This window comes from Peribacillus asahii, from assembly GCF_003570725.1.
Classification (GTDB): Bacteria; Bacillota; Bacilli; order Bacillales; family DSM-1321; genus Peribacillus; species Peribacillus asahii.
Map to the genome: position 1 here is coordinate 33,090 of NZ_QWVS01000028.1, position 20,419 is coordinate 53,508.

The 20,419-nt window shown below is 37.8% G+C and carries 19 protein-coding genes, 1 pseudogene and 2 riboswitches; of the genes and pseudogenes, 1 reads left to right on the plus strand and 19 read right to left on the minus strand.

Annotated features, from left to right (window positions below; translation table 11 throughout):
* Window positions 1-5 precede the first annotated feature (5 nt).
* Complete coding sequence (locus tag D1953_RS14400; RefSeq protein WP_119117886.1) at window positions 6-1,328, plus strand: UDP-glucose dehydrogenase family protein; 1,323 nt, start codon at window positions 6-8, stop codon at window positions 1,326-1,328.
* Window positions 1,329-1,432: 104 nt separating this feature from the next.
* On the opposite strand, the gene D1953_RS14405 is transcribed toward D1953_RS14400, so the two are convergent.
* The 19 genes and pseudogenes from D1953_RS14405 to phaZ form a co-directional block, all read right to left on the minus strand.
* Window positions 1,433-2,317 carry a fumarylacetoacetate hydrolase family protein gene (locus D1953_RS14405; protein WP_119117887.1) on the minus strand — a complete coding sequence of 295 codons (885 nt, stop codon included), beginning with the start codon at window positions 2,315-2,317 and terminating at the stop codon, window positions 1,433-1,435.
* 170 nt (window positions 2,318-2,487) lie between these two features.
* The gene (locus D1953_RS14410) at window positions 2,488-3,084 is read right to left on the minus strand and encodes a DedA family protein (RefSeq protein WP_119117888.1); all 597 of its coding nucleotides are present in this window, start codon (window positions 3,082-3,084) and stop codon (window positions 2,488-2,490) included.
* Between the two features lie 204 nt (window positions 3,085-3,288).
* A complete protein-coding gene (locus tag D1953_RS14415) occupies window positions 3,289-4,737 on the minus strand; it encodes a transposase (protein WP_119117889.1) in 1,449 nt (482 codons plus the stop codon).
* A gap of 19 nt (window positions 4,738-4,756) precedes the next feature.
* Window positions 4,757-4,918 (minus strand): annotated as a pseudogene (locus D1953_RS22200) (transposase); the annotation flags it as partial.
* A 418-nt stretch (window positions 4,919-5,336) separates the two neighbouring features.
* Window positions 5,337-6,896, minus strand: a complete 1,560-nt coding sequence (locus D1953_RS14425) for a fatty acid--CoA ligase (protein ID WP_119117890.1) — start codon at window positions 6,894-6,896, stop codon at window positions 5,337-5,339.
* 33 nt (window positions 6,897-6,929) lie between these two features.
* The gene (locus D1953_RS14430) at window positions 6,930-8,081 is read right to left on the minus strand and encodes a thiolase family protein (protein ID WP_119117891.1); all 1,152 of its coding nucleotides are present in this window, start codon (window positions 8,079-8,081) and stop codon (window positions 6,930-6,932) included.
* 21 nt (window positions 8,082-8,102) lie between these two features.
* Complete coding sequence (locus D1953_RS14435; RefSeq protein WP_119117892.1) at window positions 8,103-9,248, minus strand: acyl-CoA dehydrogenase family protein; 1,146 nt, start codon at window positions 9,246-9,248, stop codon at window positions 8,103-8,105.
* 37 nt (window positions 9,249-9,285) lie between these two features.
* On the minus strand, window positions 9,286-10,050 hold the full coding sequence (locus D1953_RS14440) for a 3-hydroxyacyl-CoA dehydrogenase (protein WP_119117893.1): 765 nt from the start codon (window positions 10,048-10,050) through the stop codon (window positions 9,286-9,288).
* A 150-nt stretch (window positions 10,051-10,200) separates the two neighbouring features.
* Complete coding sequence (bluB, locus tag D1953_RS14445) at window positions 10,201-10,857, minus strand: 5,6-dimethylbenzimidazole synthase (RefSeq protein WP_119117894.1); 657 nt, start codon at window positions 10,855-10,857, stop codon at window positions 10,201-10,203.
* Between the two features lie 66 nt (window positions 10,858-10,923).
* Window positions 10,924-11,102, minus strand: a riboswitch (cobalamin riboswitch).
* A gap of 62 nt (window positions 11,103-11,164) precedes the next feature.
* Complete coding sequence (locus D1953_RS14450; protein WP_119117895.1) at window positions 11,165-12,388, minus strand: MFS transporter; 1,224 nt, start codon at window positions 12,386-12,388, stop codon at window positions 11,165-11,167.
* Between the two features lie 310 nt (window positions 12,389-12,698).
* Complete coding sequence (locus D1953_RS14455) at window positions 12,699-13,172, minus strand: PCYCGC domain-containing protein (RefSeq protein WP_245980161.1); 474 nt, start codon at window positions 13,170-13,172, stop codon at window positions 12,699-12,701.
* Window positions 13,173-13,352: 180 nt separating this feature from the next.
* On the minus strand, window positions 13,353-14,060 hold the full coding sequence (locus D1953_RS14460; RefSeq protein WP_119117897.1) for a hypothetical protein: 708 nt from the start codon (window positions 14,058-14,060) through the stop codon (window positions 13,353-13,355).
* Window positions 14,061-14,143: 83 nt separating this feature from the next.
* Window positions 14,144-14,419, minus strand: coding sequence for a DUF4176 domain-containing protein (locus D1953_RS14465; RefSeq protein ID WP_119117898.1), 276 nt, complete (start codon window positions 14,417-14,419; stop codon window positions 14,144-14,146).
* A gap of 50 nt (window positions 14,420-14,469) precedes the next feature.
* Window positions 14,470-15,177, minus strand: coding sequence for a hypothetical protein (locus tag D1953_RS14470; protein ID WP_119117899.1), 708 nt, complete (start codon window positions 15,175-15,177; stop codon window positions 14,470-14,472).
* Between the two features lie 27 nt (window positions 15,178-15,204).
* On the minus strand, window positions 15,205-16,536 hold the full coding sequence (locus D1953_RS14475; RefSeq protein ID WP_119117900.1) for a ribonuclease YeeF family protein: 1,332 nt from the start codon (window positions 16,534-16,536) through the stop codon (window positions 15,205-15,207).
* Complete coding sequence (locus D1953_RS14480) at window positions 16,536-16,817, minus strand: YwqI/YxiC family protein (protein WP_119117901.1); 282 nt, start codon at window positions 16,815-16,817, stop codon at window positions 16,536-16,538. The genes D1953_RS14475 and D1953_RS14480 overlap by 1 nt, the downstream gene beginning before the upstream one ends.
* A 5-nt stretch (window positions 16,818-16,822) precedes the next feature.
* Complete coding sequence (locus D1953_RS14485) at window positions 16,823-17,203, minus strand: hypothetical protein (RefSeq protein ID WP_119117902.1); 381 nt, start codon at window positions 17,201-17,203, stop codon at window positions 16,823-16,825.
* Between the two features lie 258 nt (window positions 17,204-17,461).
* Complete coding sequence (thiC, locus tag D1953_RS14495; protein WP_119117904.1) at window positions 17,462-19,195, minus strand: phosphomethylpyrimidine synthase ThiC; 1,734 nt, start codon at window positions 19,193-19,195, stop codon at window positions 17,462-17,464.
* Between the two features lie 123 nt (window positions 19,196-19,318).
* A riboswitch (TPP riboswitch) is annotated at window positions 19,319-19,433 on the minus strand.
* Between the two features lie 70 nt (window positions 19,434-19,503).
* On the minus strand, window positions 19,504-20,394 hold the full coding sequence (phaZ, locus tag D1953_RS14500) for an intracellular short-chain-length polyhydroxyalkanoate depolymerase (protein ID WP_119117905.1): 891 nt from the start codon (window positions 20,392-20,394) through the stop codon (window positions 19,504-19,506).
* Window positions 20,395-20,419 lie beyond the last annotated feature (25 nt).

The window sequence follows — 20,419 nt, forward strand, 5'->3', positions numbered from 1 at the left end:
TAGCTATGAGAAATATAACAATTGTCGGCACAGGCCATGTAGGACTGGTAACTGGTGTAACCCTAGCAGAAATAGGTCATCAAGTTGTATGTTATGATATTGATCAAAAGAATATTGCATTAATGAATAAAGGAATATCTCCTTTTTATGAACCTGATTTGAATGATTTATTGAAAAAGAATCTTGACACAGGCCTATTACTTTTTACATCTAATCCAAAAGAAGCATTAGTCGATGCAGAGATTATTTATATTACAGTTGGAACACCTACTAATGAAAATGGAGACATTAATCTTACATATATAGAAGAGGCCGCAAAAACCATTGGTGAGCATGTGACGAAGCAAGAAGTAATCGTCGTCACGAAAAGTACGGTTCCAGTTGGCACCAATAAATTAATTAAGCAATTAATTGAAAAAAATTTAATACATGCAGTTCATGTTGAAATGGTGTCTAATCCCGAGTTTTTGAGAGAAGGTGCTGCTATTTATGATACCTTTTCTGCTGATCGGATTGTTATTGGAGCAGATTGTGAAAAAGCAGCAGCTATTATCGAAGAAATCAATAGACCTTTTGACACTACTATTGTTAAAACAGATATCTTAAGCGCAGAAATGATTAAATATAGCTCCAATGCTTTTTTAGCAACTAAAATAAGCTTTATAAACGAAATTGCAAACTTATGTGAAAAGGTTGGTGCTAATATAGAAGAAGTAGCCTATGGAATGGGGCTAGATTTACGAATCGGTACTCCATTCTTACAAGCAGGAATTGGATTTGGAGGTTCTTGCTTTCCTAAAGATACTCATGCTTTACTTCAAAAAGCCACTGAAGTAGAGCAACCACTTGAAATTTTAGAATCCGTCATAAAAGTAAATAAACGCCAAAGATATGTATTAATTCATAAAGCAAAGCAACATTTTGGTCACTTAAAGAATAAAAAAATTGCAATCTTGGGATTAGCCTTTAAACCAAATACAAATGATGTCCGCGGATCAATTGCTATTGATATCGCTTCCGAGCTAGTTACGGAAGAAGCATTTGTTACAGCTTACGACCCATTAGCCCTAGAAGAGACAAAGAAGATATTAGGCGAAAAGATTCATTACGCTCAATCTATTGAAGAAGCTATTACAAATACAGACATGGTTTTTATTACGACTGATTGGGATGAAGTAAAAGAATTCTCACTAGAAAAATATGAAAAATTGATGCATAATCCAGTAATATTTGATGGTCGAAATTGTTATCCTTTGAAGGTAGTTTCTAAATATAACCTTGATTATTATTCAGTCGGCAGACCTGCCATAGTAAAGACAAAGAAATAATTTATGTTATATTCTTTTAAAACTAACAAATTCACGGCTCTTTTACGCAAATGAATGAAACCCACCATTGATGGTGGGTTTCATTCATTATGTATACAGCACCCTTACAAATTGGCAACGGTGTTCTTTAACACACCAATTTGATCAATGGTAATTTCAATTTCATCGCCAGCTCGTAAAAAGCGCGGTGGATTGAAACCTTTTCCTACCCCTGATGGTGTGCCTGTTGCAATAATATCTCCCGGTTCAAGGGTCATTCCTTGTGATAGCACAGAAATAATCTCAGAAATCGGAAAAATCATTTTTTCTTTTTCCGAAGATTGCCGAACTTCTCCATTTACTTTTGTTTCAATCTGCAAAGCACTCGGATCTGTAATAACTGATTTGTGCACAATGCATGGACCTAAAGGGCAAGTAGTATCCAAACTTTTTCCGATAAAAAATTGTTTATGGCGCGACTGCAAATCTCGCGCTGTGACATCATTTAAGATTGTATAACCAAATATATAATCTAACGCTTCTTCTTTCGTAATCGCTTTCCCTTCTTTTCCAATAATAACGGCTAGCTCTCCTTCATAATCCAGCTGTTCAGTTACCTCTTGATGAGATAAAATCGGTGCTCCAGAAGCAATTACAGTAGTTGGCGCTTTTGTAAACACCATCACATGTTCAGGAATATCATCCTTACTTCCCATTTCAATGACATGTTCTCGGTAATTTTTTCCGACACAAAAGATGTTTTTTCGAGGACGAGGGATGGGAGCTAACAGCTCAACTGCATCAAGCTCAAGAAAATCAGATTGACTTGCTTGTTGTAATACTCTCTCTGCTTGCTTGACAAATTCATCTCCTAATTCAATACATTCAATCATGCTTTGAGGAAAATCAAATCCATTTTCTTTCTTTGTTAATGGTAACACCAATGTCTCTGAAGCATCTAAAACACCTACAAAAGATTGTCCATTTTTTCGAGCTGTTATAAACTTCATTATTTTTCACCTTCTATATTTGTCGAATATATCTATTATACCATGGTGATGTTTACCATTTTCAGATTACTTATCTTCTCTCACTATTTTTTATTGAAAACATTTAAAAATTATAAATGATAGAATAATTCATAGTACTCCTAGCAGCCAAATAAAAAATGATTTTATTGTTATTTTATTAATCCCTTTCTCCAATACACATATATAACGAATAATAAAATCATGAGAACTAAAGAAATAAAATAAATGCTGTATTGAGACATATAAAATTCGACCTTATGCCAATTCCCCCCTAGTTCTCTACCTAAAGTAACAAAAGTGAAGCCCCATACAATAGCGCCAGAGTAAGCATATAAAGCAAATTTTCTAAATGATAAAGAGTTAATACCAGCAAGATAAGCTGTTATGTGCCGAACACCAGGAATAAAATAACCAATAAACAATAAATAAGGGCCAAACTTATTGAATAGCTTTTCGGTTGTATGAATTCTTTTTTCTGTTAAATGAAACCTAGGACCAAATTTACGTATAAACGGCAAACCTAATTTATTTCCCAGCTGAAAACTAATAGAAATTCCTGCGATTGCTCCAATAAACACACAAATTAAGGCTAATATATAGGACATTTCCCCTTTAGATACATTATAGCCAACATATGTAAGTATAACTTCATCAGGAAGCGGTACGCCAACTATTCCAGCTATTAAAACACCCGTTACTCCTAAATATCCATAATGTTCTATTAAATAATTTAACTGTTCTTGCATAGTACACAACCTTTCTGAACCTCTCATGACTAAAGTCACGAGGTTCTAAGGTACTTTCATTCAGCCTTCGTCTGAATGACCGAAAACTCGTTTTCGGCTGACATCAGCCACTAAGCTATTTCCCTTAGACTTTCATGGGCAAGGCAACGATTGTTACCATTATCGCCCTGTGGGCTCGGTTCAAAACCCTTTTGTATCGAAGTTTTACAAACCGATACTACTTAATTGTTTCTTATTCAAATATTTCATTCGTTCTATTTCCTGTTCGTGTTTATCAAAGAAGTGGTTCCATGTTTCATTTGCTCGTCTAACATCTATCTCGCATAGATTATCTTTTGTATTCATGATTAGAAAGGCACTATACAAATCACGTTGAACATCACCTTGTTCGAAGTGGTTCCAACGTTTTGAGAGTTTTTTCTTCACGTAAGTTTGCGTGAAGTGTTCAAATTGACTGGCTTTTACTTTAGCGGTGTCAATCCGCTTTAGGAATAAGCCGAAATATTTTAGTTTGTTGTCGATAATCGAAAGAAGCATCGATGGCGCACGATTCGCTAATGACTTTCCAAAACGTTTTTTCCGTTTGTACCGTCCAGTCTTTTCACTAACCTCTGTTTTCTTTGCTTTTGCTTGAAGCCCTTTGAAGTTCATTGTTTCAACTCGGACATCCAAACCTAACGACAGAATATGGTTTGCTAGTTGGTTGTGCGCAAGTCTTCTCTTATCAGCTACCTTTCGGCTCACTTCCGCTAATTCTTTTCGAGTTTTCTTGTAATTTTCACTTTGAATCCATTTCTCTCGATTTGATTTATTGATTGTGCCGTCTTCATTGTATTTGTTAGGGTTGTTCACTCTACGCTGACGATTTAATTTACGTTGTAAGATACGTTTTTTGCGTTCTTCTACGGACAAACCTTCTGCCAGCTCAAGCAGCTTCACTTCATTTTCTGAAACAATGGCGAGCGTGGATGTGCCAATATCTAATCCAACACGAGCGTTTTTATCCTCGGAATAGTTTTGATTACGTTTCTTTGGCGGAAAACCTTCTAATACAAATTGAACGAAGTAACGATTTTTACCACGAATTTGCTTTTTTAAAAGTCGGCAATATTTGATTTTATCTTGAAGCGCAAGATGTGCGTATGTGTCTTGATCTTTCATCATAACAGGCAGGATCACCCCTAACCATTCCATGCGTTTGTTTTGGGGAAAATAACGAAAACCAGTCTTGTTTGTCTTTTCTTCTAACGAAAAAAACTGACCTACTGAACAAAAATGTACTTTCTTACCGTTCCCATACATGACTTTCTCAATTGCTTGAAATGCTCGTTCAGCGATATTCTGAGCCATTTGAGAACCCATGTTTTGCTTAAACTTACGCCCCATTCCTTGAACGTACATATTTAAGTCGAATTTACGAACGCCGTATTGTTCTTTTAATTGATTCAGAAGTTGATTGCGTTCTTGCCCTTTCGGCATACGAACCACTTGCCAATACCCGGGATTTCGTATCATGTATTTATATCTACGCCATGCTTCACCTAGACAGGCATTGTAGATATTTCGCCCAATGTTTAAGCGTTTTTCTAAGATGTGTTCTTGCCATGTTTCAACTTTTAAAGGCAAAGTCATCACGTATGTTGGTGTTGCCATCTAGATTCAGCTCCTTTCGCTATTTCTTTTGTTGATTATGAATGTATTGGCGTATCTGTTGTTCTGTATTTTCACTTACGGTTGCGACAAAGTAACGAGGATTCCACAAATGACCACCCCACAGTTTCTCTTTTAAGCTCGGAAACTCTTTAAATAGTCATCTTGCAGAGACACCTTTTAATCTTTATGGCGATATTTGACGCACCATACAATACAATCTGGTACTGAATGGCGTACACATATCCCCTACCATGTTTTACGTCCGCCCAATCTTTCACCTCATGATAACGATAACATATGTTAAAAGATTTAAGGAAAATAAGGGCATTATATTAGTACTTTTTTGTACATGTTTAGCTGAACATATGTCGGATAGTTAACGTGGCATAAGCCACGCCCTATCCGAAGCCGAAAATCTCTTTCAAATCCTTATTTGGTTATTGTTGATTGTTTTTCTTATTCACCTCTATCACCTCCAATTAATATGGTGCTAAAAATAGGATAAGTATACTTCAGGTTTAATAAGACAAGGGCGACTCAAAAGCATCGTTATGTAACGACCTATTGCGTCCCCCTCGTCTAGTTAACTAATTATGATTCTATTCAGCAAACAGTTCATCTAATTGCTTCCGCAGCACAAACTTTTGAATTTTTCCGCTCGCATTCCGCGGTAGAGCATCACAGAAAATATATTTGCGTGGTCGCTTATAATTAGCTAATGTATCGCTATTTTTACACCAATTTTCTAATTCACTATCGGTTAACAATGAATTTTTAGACACAACAAAGGCTACAACCGTTTCTCCATAGTGCTCATCAGGTAATCCAATGACTGCACAATCAAGGACATCGCTATGTTCATATAGTGTATCTTCTACTTCACGCGGATAAACATTTTCACCGCCTGAAATAATCATATCGTCCACGCGGTCTTTGACATATAAGAAACCTTCTTCATCTAAATAGCCAATATCACCAGAATGATACCACCCTTTATAAAGCGCTTTTTCGGTTGTTTCTTCTCGTTGAAAATATCCCTTCATCATACAAGGACCTTTCACTAGAATTTCGCCGTTTTCTCCTAGAGGAAGTCGGTCATCAGGATCTGAAGGCCCATCTTCATTCGGCCGCACAATAATCAGTTCATGTTCAGAACAGACTTGACCTGCTGAGCCTGCTTTTCTTACTTGGTCATCTTCGAGCAGCAATGTAATCGCTGGCCCCATTTCTGTCATTCCATATGCTTGAACAAGCTGGATACCTAGCTTTTCTTGACAAGCGAGTACAAGCGTTGGTGCCATTGGAGTTGCACCATATAAACCTATTTTTAAGCTGCGTAAATCATACTTTGATAACTCTTCCTGCAGCAGCATATTCCACATCGTTGGAGCGGCAAAAAGCTTTGAAATTTTTTCTTTTTCAACCAATTCTAATACCATTGTCGGCTTAAATTGATGTAAAATGACATTTTTAGTGCCGGCCTGAATTCTCGGCAAAAAAGCACAATGCAACTCAGCACAATGAAACATTGGAGCTGTAATTAAGCCTACATCATCACTGTCTAACTTTTGTGCCTTGGATAAAATATCGCTTTGGATAACCATCTCTTTATGAAGATGAACAACTCCTTTTGGCCTTCCAGTCGTTCCACTCGTATACATAATCGCATACCAATCGTCTTCTGTTACTGTTTCATCTAGCACTAGATTTGGGGCTGATGATAGTTTTTCATGATAATTGGCTGCATAGGACGGAGTATCCTCGTCAATATACCAAAATGCTATTGTTGGAAAACGCTCTTCTAATGCAGAAACAACCGATTCTAACGATTGTTCAAATAAGACTACTTTTGGCTCGGCATCTTGTAGAATATAAGCAACTTCCTCGGCCATTAGACGAAAATTAATTGGATTAAATACCGCTCCAATTTTAGCACAAGCAAACAGAGCGGTTGCTAACTCTTCATTATTATAGAGATACGTTGACACCCGATCTCCCTTTTTAACTCCTTCATTCTTTAAAGCTCTAGCCAAGGCATCTACTTGATTGTTCCATTCTTTGAAGGTGAAGCGTCTATTTCTTCTGACATCGTATAGTGCTTCTTTGTTAGGGAATGTGTTTACTGTCTTTTCGAAAATCTCACTAATCGTTTTGGACATATCTTTTTTCCCTCCTTCAATATAAATAAATGATCAATCTAGTCTTTCAATAATCGTTGCATTCGCCATACCGTGGCCTTCACACATTGTTTGCAGCCCATATCTTCCACCTGTACGTTCTAGTTCATGCATAAGCGTCACCATTAAACGAGCACCGCTTCCGCCAAGCGGATGACCAAGTGCAATTGCTCCACCATTTGGATTTACCTTCTTCGAATCTGCTCCTGTTTCTTTTAACCAAGCTAACACAACGGGCGCAAATGCTTCATTCACTTCAAACACATCGATATCGTCTATGGAAAGTCCTGATTTCTCTAATACTTTCTGAGTTGCTGGAATCGGACCCGTTAACATCAGGGTTGGATCTGAACCAACAACAACACGAGTGTGTACTTTAAAACGAGGCTTTAAGCCAAGCTCCTCTGCTTTCTTTCGTTCCATTAAAAGTAACGCAGCTGCACCATCACTAATTTGGCTTGAATTTCCCGCATGAATAACACCATCTTCTTTAAACACCGTTTTTAATCCCGCTAACACTTCAAGCGTCGTTCCTGGTCGTGGACCGGAATCTTCCTTCACTTCGATTAGATTTCCTTCTTTATCGCTTCCAACAATCGGGATGATTTCTCGTTCAAAATATCCTTCACGTTGTGCACGAAGAGCGCGCTCATGACTTTCTACAGATAATTGGTCACATTCTTCGCGGGTGATTCCCCATTTCTCAGCAATTCGCTCCGCAGAAAGCCCTTGATGAATCACTTCATACTTGTCTAAATATTTTTGACTTCGTTTAGCACCTTGGTAGTTCGAACCGATTGGTACGCGTGACATATTTTCTACTCCACCTGCAACTATTACATCCATATCGCCAGCAAGAATCGCTTGAGCAGCAAAGTGAACAGCTTGTTGACTCGATCCGCATTGGCGGTCCAGCGTTACACCTGGAACTTCAATTGGATATCCCGCAATTAACGAAGCAACGCGCGCAATATCACCCGCTTGCTCTCCTGCTTGTGAGACACAACCGAGAATGACATCCTCGATTATCGCTGCATCAATACCTGTCTTCTCCACTAACTTCTTCAACACTTCTGCGGCTAAATCATCTGGACGAATATCTCTCAAAACCCCATTTCTTCTCCCGACTGGTGTACGTATTCCTTCAACAATGACCACTTCGCGCATACTACTTCCCCCTCTGTTCTGTTATAACCCTAGATTTTTGGCAATGATTGTTTTCATAATCTCATTTGTCCCAGCATAGATACTGGCAACAGGAATATCTCGATAGCGTCTAGCAATCTTATATTCTTCCATATATCCATATCCACCGTGAAGTTGCATACAGACAGTTGAAATGTTTCGAGCCATCTCTGTTAATTTCCATTTAGCCATAGATACCTCGGTTACTACTTGTTCACCAGCGATATGCTTTGCAATTAATTGGTCGAGAAAAGCTCTTCCCATTTTAATTTCTGTTGCCATTTCAGCGATTTTAAATTGGGTATTTTGAAACTTGCTAATGGATTTTCCAAACGCTTCGCGACTTTTCACATATTCAATCGTTTCTTGGAGCATATCCTCTGATGCTGCTTGCGCACAAATTGCAACAACAAGCCGCTCCTGCTGTAATTTCTCCATTAAATAAGTAAAACCTTTGCCTTCTACACCAATTAAATTTTCTTTTGGCACACGACAATCTTCGAATATTAACTCTGCTGTATCTTGACTATGTAGACCGACTTTGTTTAATTTTCTGCCTCTTGAAAAACCTGGCGTATCTCTTTCAATCGCTAACAAGCTAATCCCTTTATGCTTAGGAACTGCATTCGGATCCGTTTTACAAGCGACGATTACTAAATCCGCATGAATCCCATTTGTAATAAATGTTTTTTGTCCATTCACAACATAATGATCGCCATCTAAGACAGCTGTTGTTTTAATACTGGCAAGATCCGATCCTGCTCCCGGCTCCGTCATCGCAATTGCAGTAATACATTCTCCCGTCGTACATTTTGGCAGCCAACGAGATTTTTGCGCTTCGGTTCCATAAGCAGAAATATACGGCACAACGATATCGTTATGAAGTCCCACTCCAATTAAACTCGAACCAACTCGTTCAAGTTCTTCGTTGACCACAACAGAAAAGCCCCAATCCACACCTGAACCACCATACTTTTCTGGTAAATCTGGAGCTAAGAAGCCTTGTTCACCGAGCTTTTTCCAAAATGAACGTGGAATGATTCGATCTTCTTCCCACTGTTCATAAAAAGGAACAGCCTCTTTTTCTAAAAACTTACGCAGTGATTGACGAAAAATAGCATGATCATCTGTTAAATATAGATGCTTCAACAGTCAGTCCCCCTTTGGGCAGCATAGTCTATTTTGTTTACGGCTGCAGGCGAATCGCGCCATCTAAACGAATGGTTTCTCCATTGAGCATCGGATTCGTCATAATGCTTTCTACTAGTTTCGCATACTCTTCTGGATAACCGAGACGAGCTGGAAATGGCACTGTTTTTCCTAAAGCAATCATCGCTTCTTCCGGAAGTGCATCGACCATCGGTGTGTGGAATAAACCTGGAGCAATGGACACAACACGAATGCCATTTGAAGCAAATTCACGGGCAAGCGGAAGCGTCATCCCAGCAACTCCGCCTTTTGAAGCACTGTATGCAGCTTGTCCAATTTGACCTTCAAAAGCGGCAACTGAAGCAGTGTTAATAATAACTCCTCTTTCTCCCGATTCATTTGCTTCATTTTGAGCCATTTTCTCTGCAGCTAAACGAATCACATTAAACGTGCCAATTAAATTAACAGAAATCACTTTTGAGAACGCTTCCAATTCATGAACTCCTCTGCGACTTAAAACCTTTTTTGCAATAGCAATTCCCGCACAATTGACAACAGTATTAATCTGACCAAATTGCTGAACAGCTTGATCGACAGCTCTTTGTACATCCTCTTCCTTCGTTACATCGGTTTTCACAAACAAAACAGACTCTCCATATTGCTTAGCAAGCTGCGCACCATTCTCTTCAAAAAGATCAAGAATGACGGCCTTTCCGCCTTTCTCCACAATATGTTGTACCGTTGCCTTCCCAAGACCGGAAGCTCCCCCTGTTACAATGGCAATTGAATCTTGTATGTTCATACGAACACCCCATTTCTGATTATTTAGAATATACTTTATATTAACATACCTTATGGAAAATATATCCTTTTTAAACTTGGAATTTATGTAAATATTTTATTTCGTTAATAAAAATATGCATCTTGTAAAACAAGATGCATATTTTTGTACTTATTTAGACCGCTCTCCCCACTCTCCCTCAAAAACCAACCCATCCAACCGTTGTCGTTTCTCCCAATTATGAATTTCTAACAAAGGTCGGTCAGGGTAATTTTCCGTATAACCAACGGAAAGTAAAGCGACTGGATCCACATGATATGGAATACCTAAAATCGTTCGAACATCGGCTTTTTTATAAAAGCTTACCCAACCCATTGCTAGTCCTTCTGCATAAGCAGCAAGCCACATATTTTGGATGGCACAGCTTGTGGACATTAAATCCGTTTCAGGGATTGAGTTTCTTCCTAATACATGGTCACCGGCACTGAATGGGTTGCATGTCACACAAATGGTAACAGGCGCTTCAAGAATTCCGGCAATTTTCAAATCTAAAAAGGTTAACTCGCGATCCGTTCCTTCATAATGAATCGCAAGCGCGCGTCGTTCTTTTTCAACGATGGCAGCTAGTTTTTTCTTTGTTTCGTCATCTTTGATAATGATAAAATTCCATGGCTGCATAAATCCAACTGATGGGCCACTGTGAGCCGCTTCTAATAGTTTATATAATGTTTCATCCGGAATCGGTGTTTGTAAAAAGGTACGAATATCTCTTCGATTAAAAATCGCTTTATACACTCCATTTTTTTCTGCTTCACTTAACTTATTCACACTAATCCCTCCAATTTTTAGACATAAAAAATTCCCAGCCTAAATAGGCTGAGAATTTGCCAAATCTCAGAACATCCAATACTGGCAGGTCTCCTGGCTCTGATTCAACGTCAGTCTGTCTCCTTCCCAGAAATAATCCCGGTGGATATGACAGCGACTCCTCAACTACAGTGGCGGGCTCCGCATCGTCTTACCGATTTCCCTATTCTCTTCCACATGGAAGCACCAATATGGCGTTTAGATAATATGTCTAATACTATTGTTATCCGAAACTAAATTACCATGACTCTTATAATAAGTCAAGATTTTACTCTTTTGATAGCACTCCTTCAACATGCTCTGATGCTTGCATGTTATAGAGTGGCAGAATAAACAAAAGCCCGATAATAAATAAAATCGCTGCTACTTCAAAAATCATAATAATTGAAAACATTTCTTTTAAAATACCAGCAATACTCATTGTTAACACCATCGCTCCAGAGAAAAGCGGACTTAACGTACCGTTCACTCTTCCAATAAACTCTGATTTTGTGTTTTGTAAAATCATCGTATTAATACCGACTTGAATACATGGGAGGAAAAATCCGTTCACAAATTCAGCGACAAGAGTTAATGTAAGGTCTGTTGAAAAACCAATCACACTCATCCCAATTGCATTGGCTAGCATCCCGATTACTAAAAGCTTTTGCGGAAGAAGAGATTTAGAGAATATAACAGAAGCCGCTCCTCCCAAAATCATTCCGATTCCATTCACCATTAACAGCCATTGTAAATTTTCTTTTGCTAACTCTAATCGTTCTGTTACAAGAAAAACGACTAAAGGTTGAATAAGTCCAATTGCAAGTCCTGCAGCCATAAAACAAATTCCAAGTAGCTTCAATTCCTTTTTAGCAAGAACATAACGAATGCCGCTTTCCATCTCTTCAAGTAAGGTTGTAGCTTTCTGTTTATTCTCTGTTTTATGGTCAGCTGGAATGAATAGAAGCATCACTGCAGAAAGAAGAAAGGCTATTCCTGTAACAATCATCGATACAACAATTCCAAATTGTTGAAAAATCATCGTACCAAGAACAGGCCCAAGCACCATAAAGACCGCAAAAATGGTTTGGTAAATCGACATCGCTGACTGCAGCAATTCCGGGCTTAAATGCATCTTAAATAGCTTCATCCCAGATGGCTGAGAAAACTGCGATAAAATCGACGAAATCAATGTAGCAAAAAAGACAATATGCCAAGAACCAAACACCAGCGTGAGTACTACCGCAAAAACCGAAATAGCACTTAATATATCACACCATACCATCGTTCTTTTTGGCCGCCAACGATCCGCAAATGTCCCGCCAATAAAAGAAAAAATAAAAATCGGAGCAAACTCAGCGACAGAGATCATGGAAACAGCAAAAGCATTTCCATTTGTTTTTTCCATAATAAATAACAAAATCGCAAAATTCCTCACCCAGATGCCTATTTGAAGAAACAAAGCGGATAGAAAAATGGCTTGAACAAATCGACTTTTCAATAATTGTGACATAACATTCCCCTTTTCGATTTATGATTATGAGAGACAGCAAAAAACCTCCCATCCGTTATTTTTGGATAGGAGGTCGTCTAAAACCATGGAAAAAGACGTAGTACATCATGTACTACAACTTCGATGATTTTTTAAAAGTACAGACTAATCCCATTCAAAAATAACTTCGTATTGTATAACGAATCTATTCTTTAAAACAGGATTAGTTAATCATCGCCCTATGGTCACCCTTTCGATTTATGATGTACCTATGTTACATTGTTTTTTCTTCTTTTTCAATACATTTTTTCATTAAATTACCAATAAAATTTTACACTTCCGGAGTATTCGTTGGCTTTGCATATCCTTTCTCATATTGCTGATCAATCGCCCCTCGTATTTCTTTTACCTTTTTTCCGTTGTTAAAATCAACTACTGCCTGAGCGGCAATTTCTAAACAGACACCACATTTAGTCCCATGGTCATCCCAGACAACCGCTCCGCTTTCTTTGTTTTCAAACACAAAACAGTCATAATTGTTTTTGTGATTGGCCGATTCTCCGCATCCACAGTAACAAGGAATTTGTTCTAATAGCTTTTGATGTTTAGCAGCAGCTACATAGATTGTCTGCATATCTTCTGATTTATCTGCTAGAAATTCAGGGATTTGTTCGATCCCGCTTGTTTCTTCACGAATATCACCTGAATCTGTATGTTCCGTATGATTTGAATGATTATCATGACTTTCTTCTTTACTAGAACAAGCTCCAAGTAATAAGGTGGAACAAATTCCTAATGTTAGCATTGCTTTTCTCCATCTCATCATATACACCTCTAGAAAAATTTGGTTTTTCTTATTTTACTAGAAAAAGAGGTGTTTCTTCAAAGTTAATGTTTTCTTGAAGCGAATTTATCAACATTCAATTGATAGGATTCCTTTATCGAAAATGGGCACAGGAATGAATTTTGATTGCCTTCCATTCCTTCAATCCGCTCCTCTTGCTTTTCTCCCCAATTTCTTATTAACAAAATAAACAAGGTGAATATTTTCTTTTATAAAAAAGTATTTATGAAAAGATTTCGCTAGTATCCAAATAAAAAGATAAGAAAAACCATACCAAACAATAGTCATGACAACAAGAACTAAGGTTGGAGAAAGTCCCATTATGTATTGAGCAATAATATATCCTACAGGAACGGAAACACGGACCAATGTATATTGCCAAGCTGGTGTGTTCTTCTTTGGTCGTTTTTCAATCGAATCATATTTTTTATATTGCTGAAGAATAGAAAAATAGACTGTCGCGAGAAATAATACACACATCACAATATAATAGATGGGTGATTGGATTCCACCTATATAGGAGTACTTTAGACCCATGAGAAAATAGCTAATGGCACCAACTACACCTAAATATCCACTAAATAATACAGAATCTAATTCTATATCTTCTACTTTCTTACACAAAAGCCAGATCGCCCATATACTTATTCCTGCTAATAAAGGTAAAATGACATACAGGAAAGCCTTCATATACGGAAAAAGCAAAGGGATAAGAACAAAAGCATCCAGCAATAAAAATGTACCACCTGCAATAACAAATTTAATCTGATAAACAGGTAAAGGCTGTAACTGGTCTTGAATATGTTCTGGTAACTGATTAAATCTTTTATGTTGTGGTATTTTCAACATATATAAACTACCTAATTTTTAAAGTATTATCAAAATAAAAAGGCGAGTTGTAACTCACCTTTTCGTTTTATATCGAATGGATACTATTGTTTAACCTGCTCCAATACAGTTTGGAATTCTTCCTCTTCTTCATTAGAAAAACCTTCAAAGATGACTTCCGCGATATTAGCATGATTAAACACATACGTATACTCTGGTGATATATAGCCTTCTGGATAAGGGACAGCTAAATAATCATACATCGTTCCTTGTTCATTATCTTCCGTAATCAGAATTTGTTTTCTCCCATAAATCATTAACTTTATATTCCCACCTTCTAGTACTACAATCGAACCATTAGGTAATAATTTCTGCTTCATGTTATATCCTCACTTTTTATTCACATTTTTCAACCTACATTTTCATTCTCTCAATCCAATCCTCTTACTTTCCGATACAGTTCTTTGTTGGCAAAGTACGCTACATGCATGTTTTTCTTAATAAAAAAATATTTATGAAACGACCTAGCCATTATAAAAATAAAAAAGATGCAAAAAACCCAATAGACCAACATCATAATCGAAAGGAGGATTGATTGAGAAAAGCTCATTACATATTGTGCCACAATATATCCTGCTGGTACTGATATACTTACCAAGGTATACTGCCAAGCCGGTGTTTTCTTCTCTGATTGTTTTTCCAAAGACGAATATTTTTTTATTTGTTGACGCACAAAAAAATAAATCAACACTGCATAAATCATAAACCAGATTACATAATAAATTGGTGATGCAAATCCTAACATATACGAATACTTAAGAATTAACATAAAGTAACAAAATGATCCGATGATGCCTAAACCACCTATAAATAAAAGGGATGCCATTTCGGTTTTTTCTGGTTTTCTAATCAGAAGCGCGATTGCCCAAATATTAATCATGGCCATTAAAGGAAATGTTACATAAAGAATCGGTTTGATAACCGGAAAAAGAAGTGGCATGATAATAAGAAAATCAAGAAGAAGGAAGGTATAAGCAAAAATCATTCCTTTAATTTGCACTGTAGAAAAAGGGGTTAATCCTTCCTGAATATGATCGGGTAAATCTCTTCGTTTTATATCTTTGCTGATTGTTAACATGTACTAAATCACCTATTTTCCATTCTATTACTTCAGCCACCCTGCAACTGTTTTGATTCCCTTTTGAACCCCATCTTTTAAACTATCAGAAACGTTCTTTTCATCTTTTCCAATCTTAATTCCGTCCAACACATAGGTACTAGCTATAGAAAATCCAAATCCTATTACAGCTGCTCCAAGTAAAGGAACACCGCCTGCGACAACTGCGGAAACAACTACAGCACCGCCAGCTAATGTCGCAGCCCCAATACCTGCATCCACAACTGCATCTCCAACAATTTTCTCGGCAGAAGCATTCACCTGAACATTATTCACAACATTCTCTCCCGTTGATAAGACAATCCCTATGATTCCTGACTTACTCATAAACGTACTTTTCACGGCAGCCGAAGGTCGCACATGCTCAGCAATTTTTAATTTATGACCATTCCCTAATTTAACCTGAGAATCAATATAGCTATTTTTATAATCTTTACCGGACATATCTAGATGCTTTCCATTTATAACTTTAAAACCACTATCATACTTTTCGATGCCCACTCCATGTTTTTTCACCTTATAAGCGGTTTCTGCAAATGCTTGGATTTCTGAAACCGTTCCAAATGTAGCCCCTTTGGAAGCAAAAGGTGCTGTAGCATCCCATACGACATGTTCCCCAAAAGGTGTAGATAGAGCGTTCCAGTCTACTTTTTCCATTTCTTTCTTCATATCACGATAACTGTCCATTTTTTCTAATTGCTTGCTATTGAAGCTGTCGATGGAGATTTTTCCACTCTTAAACTTCGATTCTAGTTCTTTTACATATGCAATGAGAAGCTTCAGTTCTTCTTCTACTTCCTTCAGCGCTTTTGTTTGTTCTTCATCAAATGTGTTCAAGTTCTCAATCGTTTTTTCTATTTTCTTTTGTGAATCTTCAACTCCGATGATGACGTTATCATCACGCAGTTGAGGCAGGTTCACAATATCATCTACTCTTGCTGTTAGTGTATTGACTTCATCTACCAAATCAATCGTTATATTTTTAACTTTTCGTAAACCCTGCTTCAATTCACCGTCCAAAAAACTTTCTCGAACGAACCCTTTTTTATTTGGTTCTACTGTCGAATAGGCCTCATCCGCTTCTTTCAGGACACGGCGGTATTTTTTCAGAAACTCGCTGTAATAGAGTAAAAAGGGGACATGACAATCTTGATAAAAGGATTTAATCGCTTCCGCACCTTTTCCACTAAAAGCCTCACCTAAGCTAATCACGTCATTCACATCTTTTGATAATTGCGTGATGTTTTCTTGTTGGTCATCTATCCCTTTGACTGTTGCCTCCATTCCACTAACCAATGACTCCACATCTAATACTTTCATCAAGCATGACCCCTTTTGATACTCGCTGAAATGGCCTCATCCGTTTCTTTCATCGTTTCCACCGACGATTGAGTAGCTTCGATATTTGCCAGTAAAAGAGCTTGATAGCTTTGAGCCAATGTCACCAAATCCTTATTGATATCGATGATCTTTGTTACAGCATTTAATTCATTGCTGCCCTCAATAGATGGTGCTGTAAGCCCAATAAGACCAGTTGATGTTTTTACCTTATTCAGTGCTTTTTCCACTTCATCATAACGAATTTTGATTTCCTTACTCACCTGCGTCACTTCCCTCGTAAGGCCTTAGCTTCTTTTTCTTCCAGATCCGCTGCCTCTGCTGCGGCAATCGCGCTATGTAAATCACTAATTTTCTCCAACAAACTTTCTATCTTTGTCTGAATCATCAAGAAAAGTTGTGGAAATTGCTCATCTAAAATTTGTTTATAAGAATCATACACTTCCTTATTTCGAAATTCATCAAAATCACTGGCTATGTCCCCTTTCCAAGCATCAGCAGCTAAACTCGGCTCTAAACAAACCGCCGAATTTAAGACAAAATCACTAAACAGTTGTTCTAGCTCTGGGATTATTTCCTGTAATCGTCGAAGCTCCTCCTGCTTTTTAGCAAGTTTACTATATAAGGAGGAAAGCGAAGAATCGAACACGGCATCAAGCACCTCACCTATTAAATCCTATAATTAATTTTTCTCACAAATCTATTAAATCATAAAAAATTTAGAAGTCTCAATGCCATTGCTGAAGGATATACCAAAAATGAGTCATATTCCCTATTAGAGTAAATTTTTTTTACAGGAATAAAGAACCAAGCTGTTTTTTTATAGAATCGGAAAATTGCTCCAAATCTATGAAACGATTCATTATAAAAAAACAAGCTCCCTTCAAAAGAAAGAAGCTTGCTGCTATTATTGATAAATCTTTGAACCACTCTGACGGAACTCCTCCGCTTTCTCTTCTAGCGCTTTATCTATTTCCATATCACGAATGTTATGAGAAATCTTCATACTGCAAAATTTTGGTCCGCACATTGAACAGAAATGAGCGGTTTTAGCTCCTTCTGCTGGCAACGTTTCATCATGGTATTCCATCGCTCGCTCTGGATCAAGTGATAAATTAAATTGATCACGCCAACGGAATTCAAATCGTGCTTTTGAAAGAGCGTTATCGCGAAGTTCTGCTCCAGGATGTCCTTTGGCAAGATCGGCTGCATGAGCGGCAATTTTATACGTAATAACCCCATCGCGCACATCGTCTTTATTTGGCAAGCCTAAATGTTCTTTCGGTGTTACATAGCAAAGCATAGCTGTTCCGTATGAAGCAATCATCGCTGCGCCAATGGCTGACGTAATATGGTCATAGCCTGGTGCAATATCAGTCGTTAATGGTCCAAGCGTATAGAAGGGCGCTTCCATACAAATATCTAATTGCTTATCCATATTTTCTTTAATTTTATGCATCGGCACATGACCTGGCCCTTCAATCATCACTTGCACATCATGTTTCCAGGCGATTTTCGTTAATTCACCAAGCGTTTCCAGCTCCGCAAATTGGGCATCATCATTCGCATCAGCAATCGAACCTGGACGAAGCCCATCTCCTAATGAAAAAGCAACATCGTATGCTTTCATAATTTCACATATTTCTTCAAAATGTGTATATAAGAAGCTTTCTTGATGATGAGCTAAACACCATTGCGCCATAATCGAGCCGCCCCGAGACACAATGCCAGTCGTGCGTTTCGCTGTTAGTGGAATATATGGAAGGCGTACTCCCGCATGAATCGTAAAGTAATCCACCCCTTGTTCCGCTTGTTCAATTAACGTATCCCGGAACACTTCCCATGTTAAATCTTCGGCAATACCATTCACTTTTTCAAGCGCTTGATAAATAGGAACCGTCCCAACTGGAACAGGACAATTGCGGATAATCCACTCTCGCGTTGTATGAATGTTTTTCCCTGTAGAGAGATCCATCATCGTGTCGGCTCCCCAACGAATAGCCCACGTCATTTTCTCTACCTCTTCATCAATCGACGAAGTAACCGCAGAATTGCCGATGTTGGCATTGATTTTTACTAAGAAATTACGTCCAATAATCATTGGTTCACTTTCTGGATGATTAATATTAGCAGGAATAATCGCTCGCCCTTCTGCTACTTCTTTCCGAACAAATTCTGGGTCCATATTTTCTCGCAATGCGATATATTCCATTTCAGGTGTAATGATTCCTTGACGAGCATAATGCATTTGCGTTACATTTTTCCCTTTTTTCGCGCGAAGCGGCTTTCTTTTTAATCCAGGAAATACAAATTCTTTTCCCTGATCTGGATTTTTATAACCATTATCTTCAGGCTTTACTTCACGCCCGCTATACTCCTCGGTATCCTCACGATTACGAATCCACTCACTTCGTACAGATGGAAGACCTTTTTCAATATCAATCTTCACTTGTGGATCTGTGTAAGAACCACTCGTATCATAGACACGGATAGGCGGATTTACTTCTTCCCCTCGTGCTGTCACAGTTGGAGACTGTTCAATCTCACGAAAAGGCACTCTTATACTTGGTTGTGATCCTTCTACAAACACTTTTTTACTAGCTGGAAAACTTGTCATTACAACATTCTTTTGTTCACTCATTATCCATTTCCTCCTCCTTTAGTTACAGGACGAAATCCGATTCCCAAGCGGCATGAAAAAACCGGACTCTGTATAAACAGAACCCGGTAGTAGTCAGTTTTTTAAACAGCATAAAGCCATTAAAAAAGCAGATAGCAACTTCCCCACGCTGGTATGAGCCAGATCAGGTCCTGAGGGTTAAGAAACTTTATCGTGTTTCTCTCTCAGCCCAACTTATTGGACACCCCTAGTATGAAAATATTAACTTTTCTACTACACTATAAAATAAACTTATAGACATGTAAAGAGAATATTGAAAATTTTGTCTATTAAACCTTATTATCTAAAAACTGAACAATTTCATCACATAACAAATCCAGATTATCGATTAATAGAGAATGACCGCAATCCGGCAATTCTTTAAAAACTGCTCGACCATGGAAATCCTCCATGATTTCATCAGCCATTTGTTTAGAAATGACTAAATCATCACTTCCTCGTAAAATAAGGACAGGTATTTGAATATCCTTTACTTGATTTCTACCTTGAAGCAATCCATTATGTTGATCACTTATATTAAAAATATTTAAAGTATGATAGACTTCGGCAAGATTACGCTGTGTAAGCATATCGTCCACATATTCCTCATACTTCTTGTCATTAGGCCGCTTCTTTGTATAAATTAAAGTATTCCATACAGACTTCAAAAAGTCTCGATTATTCGTATCATATGCTTGTTGCACAGCCATTGTTTTAGCATCATTTCTGACTTCTTCCTGAGTTTGCAGTCGTTTCGTCAAGTCCGGGCTTCCGAACATTGGATAGCCCCTTGTTGAGACAGAGGCTAATAAAATTAATTGCTCGCATAACCCTGGGTAATCCGCACAAAACTGCATTGCAACTGCACCGCCAGTCGACCAGCCAATCATACTAAACTTGGACAGCTGTAACTGATCCACAAAAAGTTTGAGATCATCTGAAAAATCTTTGATGCTTTCAACCGGACGTATATACGTCGAATGACTGAAACCTCGTAAATCCACAGCTAATATTTTATAAGAGGAAGGAATAACATCGATTAAAAGATCCCAATGCTTAGACGAGGTCATATTTCCATGAACAAGGAGTAACACTTTATCTCCGCCTGCCCTTTCACGGTATCCTAATGTTTCTCCATTTGCTAAAGTTGTTCTTTTCAATTCCACTCCCACTTTATTCATTCACTTCATCTCCTCATCTACTATT

What these genes read in the sequence shown, in the direction of transcription:
- D1953_RS14400 (WP_119117886.1), top strand. Translation starts at nt 6, where the DNA reads ATGAGAAATATAACAATTGTCGGCACAGGCCATGTAGGACTGGTAACT.
- D1953_RS14405 (WP_119117887.1), bottom strand. Translation starts at nt 2,317, where the DNA reads ATGAAGTTTATAACAGCTCGAAAAAATGGACAATCTTTTGTAGGTGTT.
- D1953_RS14410 (WP_119117888.1), bottom strand. Translation starts at nt 3,084, where the DNA reads ATGCAAGAACAGTTAAATTATTTAATAGAACATTATGGATATTTAGGA.
- D1953_RS14415 (WP_119117889.1), bottom strand. Translation starts at nt 4,737, where the DNA reads ATGGCAACACCAACATACGTGATGACTTTGCCTTTAAAAGTTGAAACA.
- D1953_RS14425 (WP_119117890.1), bottom strand. Translation starts at nt 6,896, where the DNA reads ATGTCCAAAACGATTAGTGAGATTTTCGAAAAGACAGTAAACACATTC.
- D1953_RS14430 (WP_119117891.1), bottom strand. Translation starts at nt 8,081, where the DNA reads ATGCGCGAAGTGGTCATTGTTGAAGGAATACGTACACCAGTCGGGAGA.
- D1953_RS14440 (WP_119117893.1), bottom strand. Translation starts at nt 10,050, where the DNA reads ATGAACATACAAGATTCAATTGCCATTGTAACAGGGGGAGCTTCCGGT.
- D1953_RS14450 (WP_119117895.1), bottom strand. Translation starts at nt 12,388, where the DNA reads ATGTCACAATTATTGAAAAGTCGATTTGTTCAAGCCATTTTTCTATCC.
- D1953_RS14455 (WP_245980161.1), bottom strand. Translation starts at nt 13,172, where the DNA reads ATGCTAACATTAGGAATTTGTTCCACCTTATTACTTGGAGCTTGTTCT.
- D1953_RS14460 (WP_119117897.1), bottom strand. Translation starts at nt 14,060, where the DNA reads ATGTTGAAAATACCACAACATAAAAGATTTAATCAGTTACCAGAACAT.
- D1953_RS14465 (WP_119117898.1), bottom strand. Translation starts at nt 14,419, where the DNA reads ATGAAGCAGAAATTATTACCTAATGGTTCGATTGTAGTACTAGAAGGT.
- D1953_RS14470 (WP_119117899.1), bottom strand. Translation starts at nt 15,177, where the DNA reads ATGTTAACAATCAGCAAAGATATAAAACGAAGAGATTTACCCGATCAT.
- D1953_RS14475 (WP_119117900.1), bottom strand. Translation starts at nt 16,536, where the DNA reads ATGAAAGTATTAGATGTGGAGTCATTGGTTAGTGGAATGGAGGCAACA.
- thiC (WP_119117904.1), bottom strand. Translation starts at nt 19,195, where the DNA reads ATGAGTGAACAAAAGAATGTTGTAATGACAAGTTTTCCAGCTAGTAAA.
- phaZ (WP_119117905.1), bottom strand. Translation starts at nt 20,394, where the DNA reads ATGAATAAAGTGGGAGTGGAATTGAAAAGAACAACTTTAGCAAATGGA.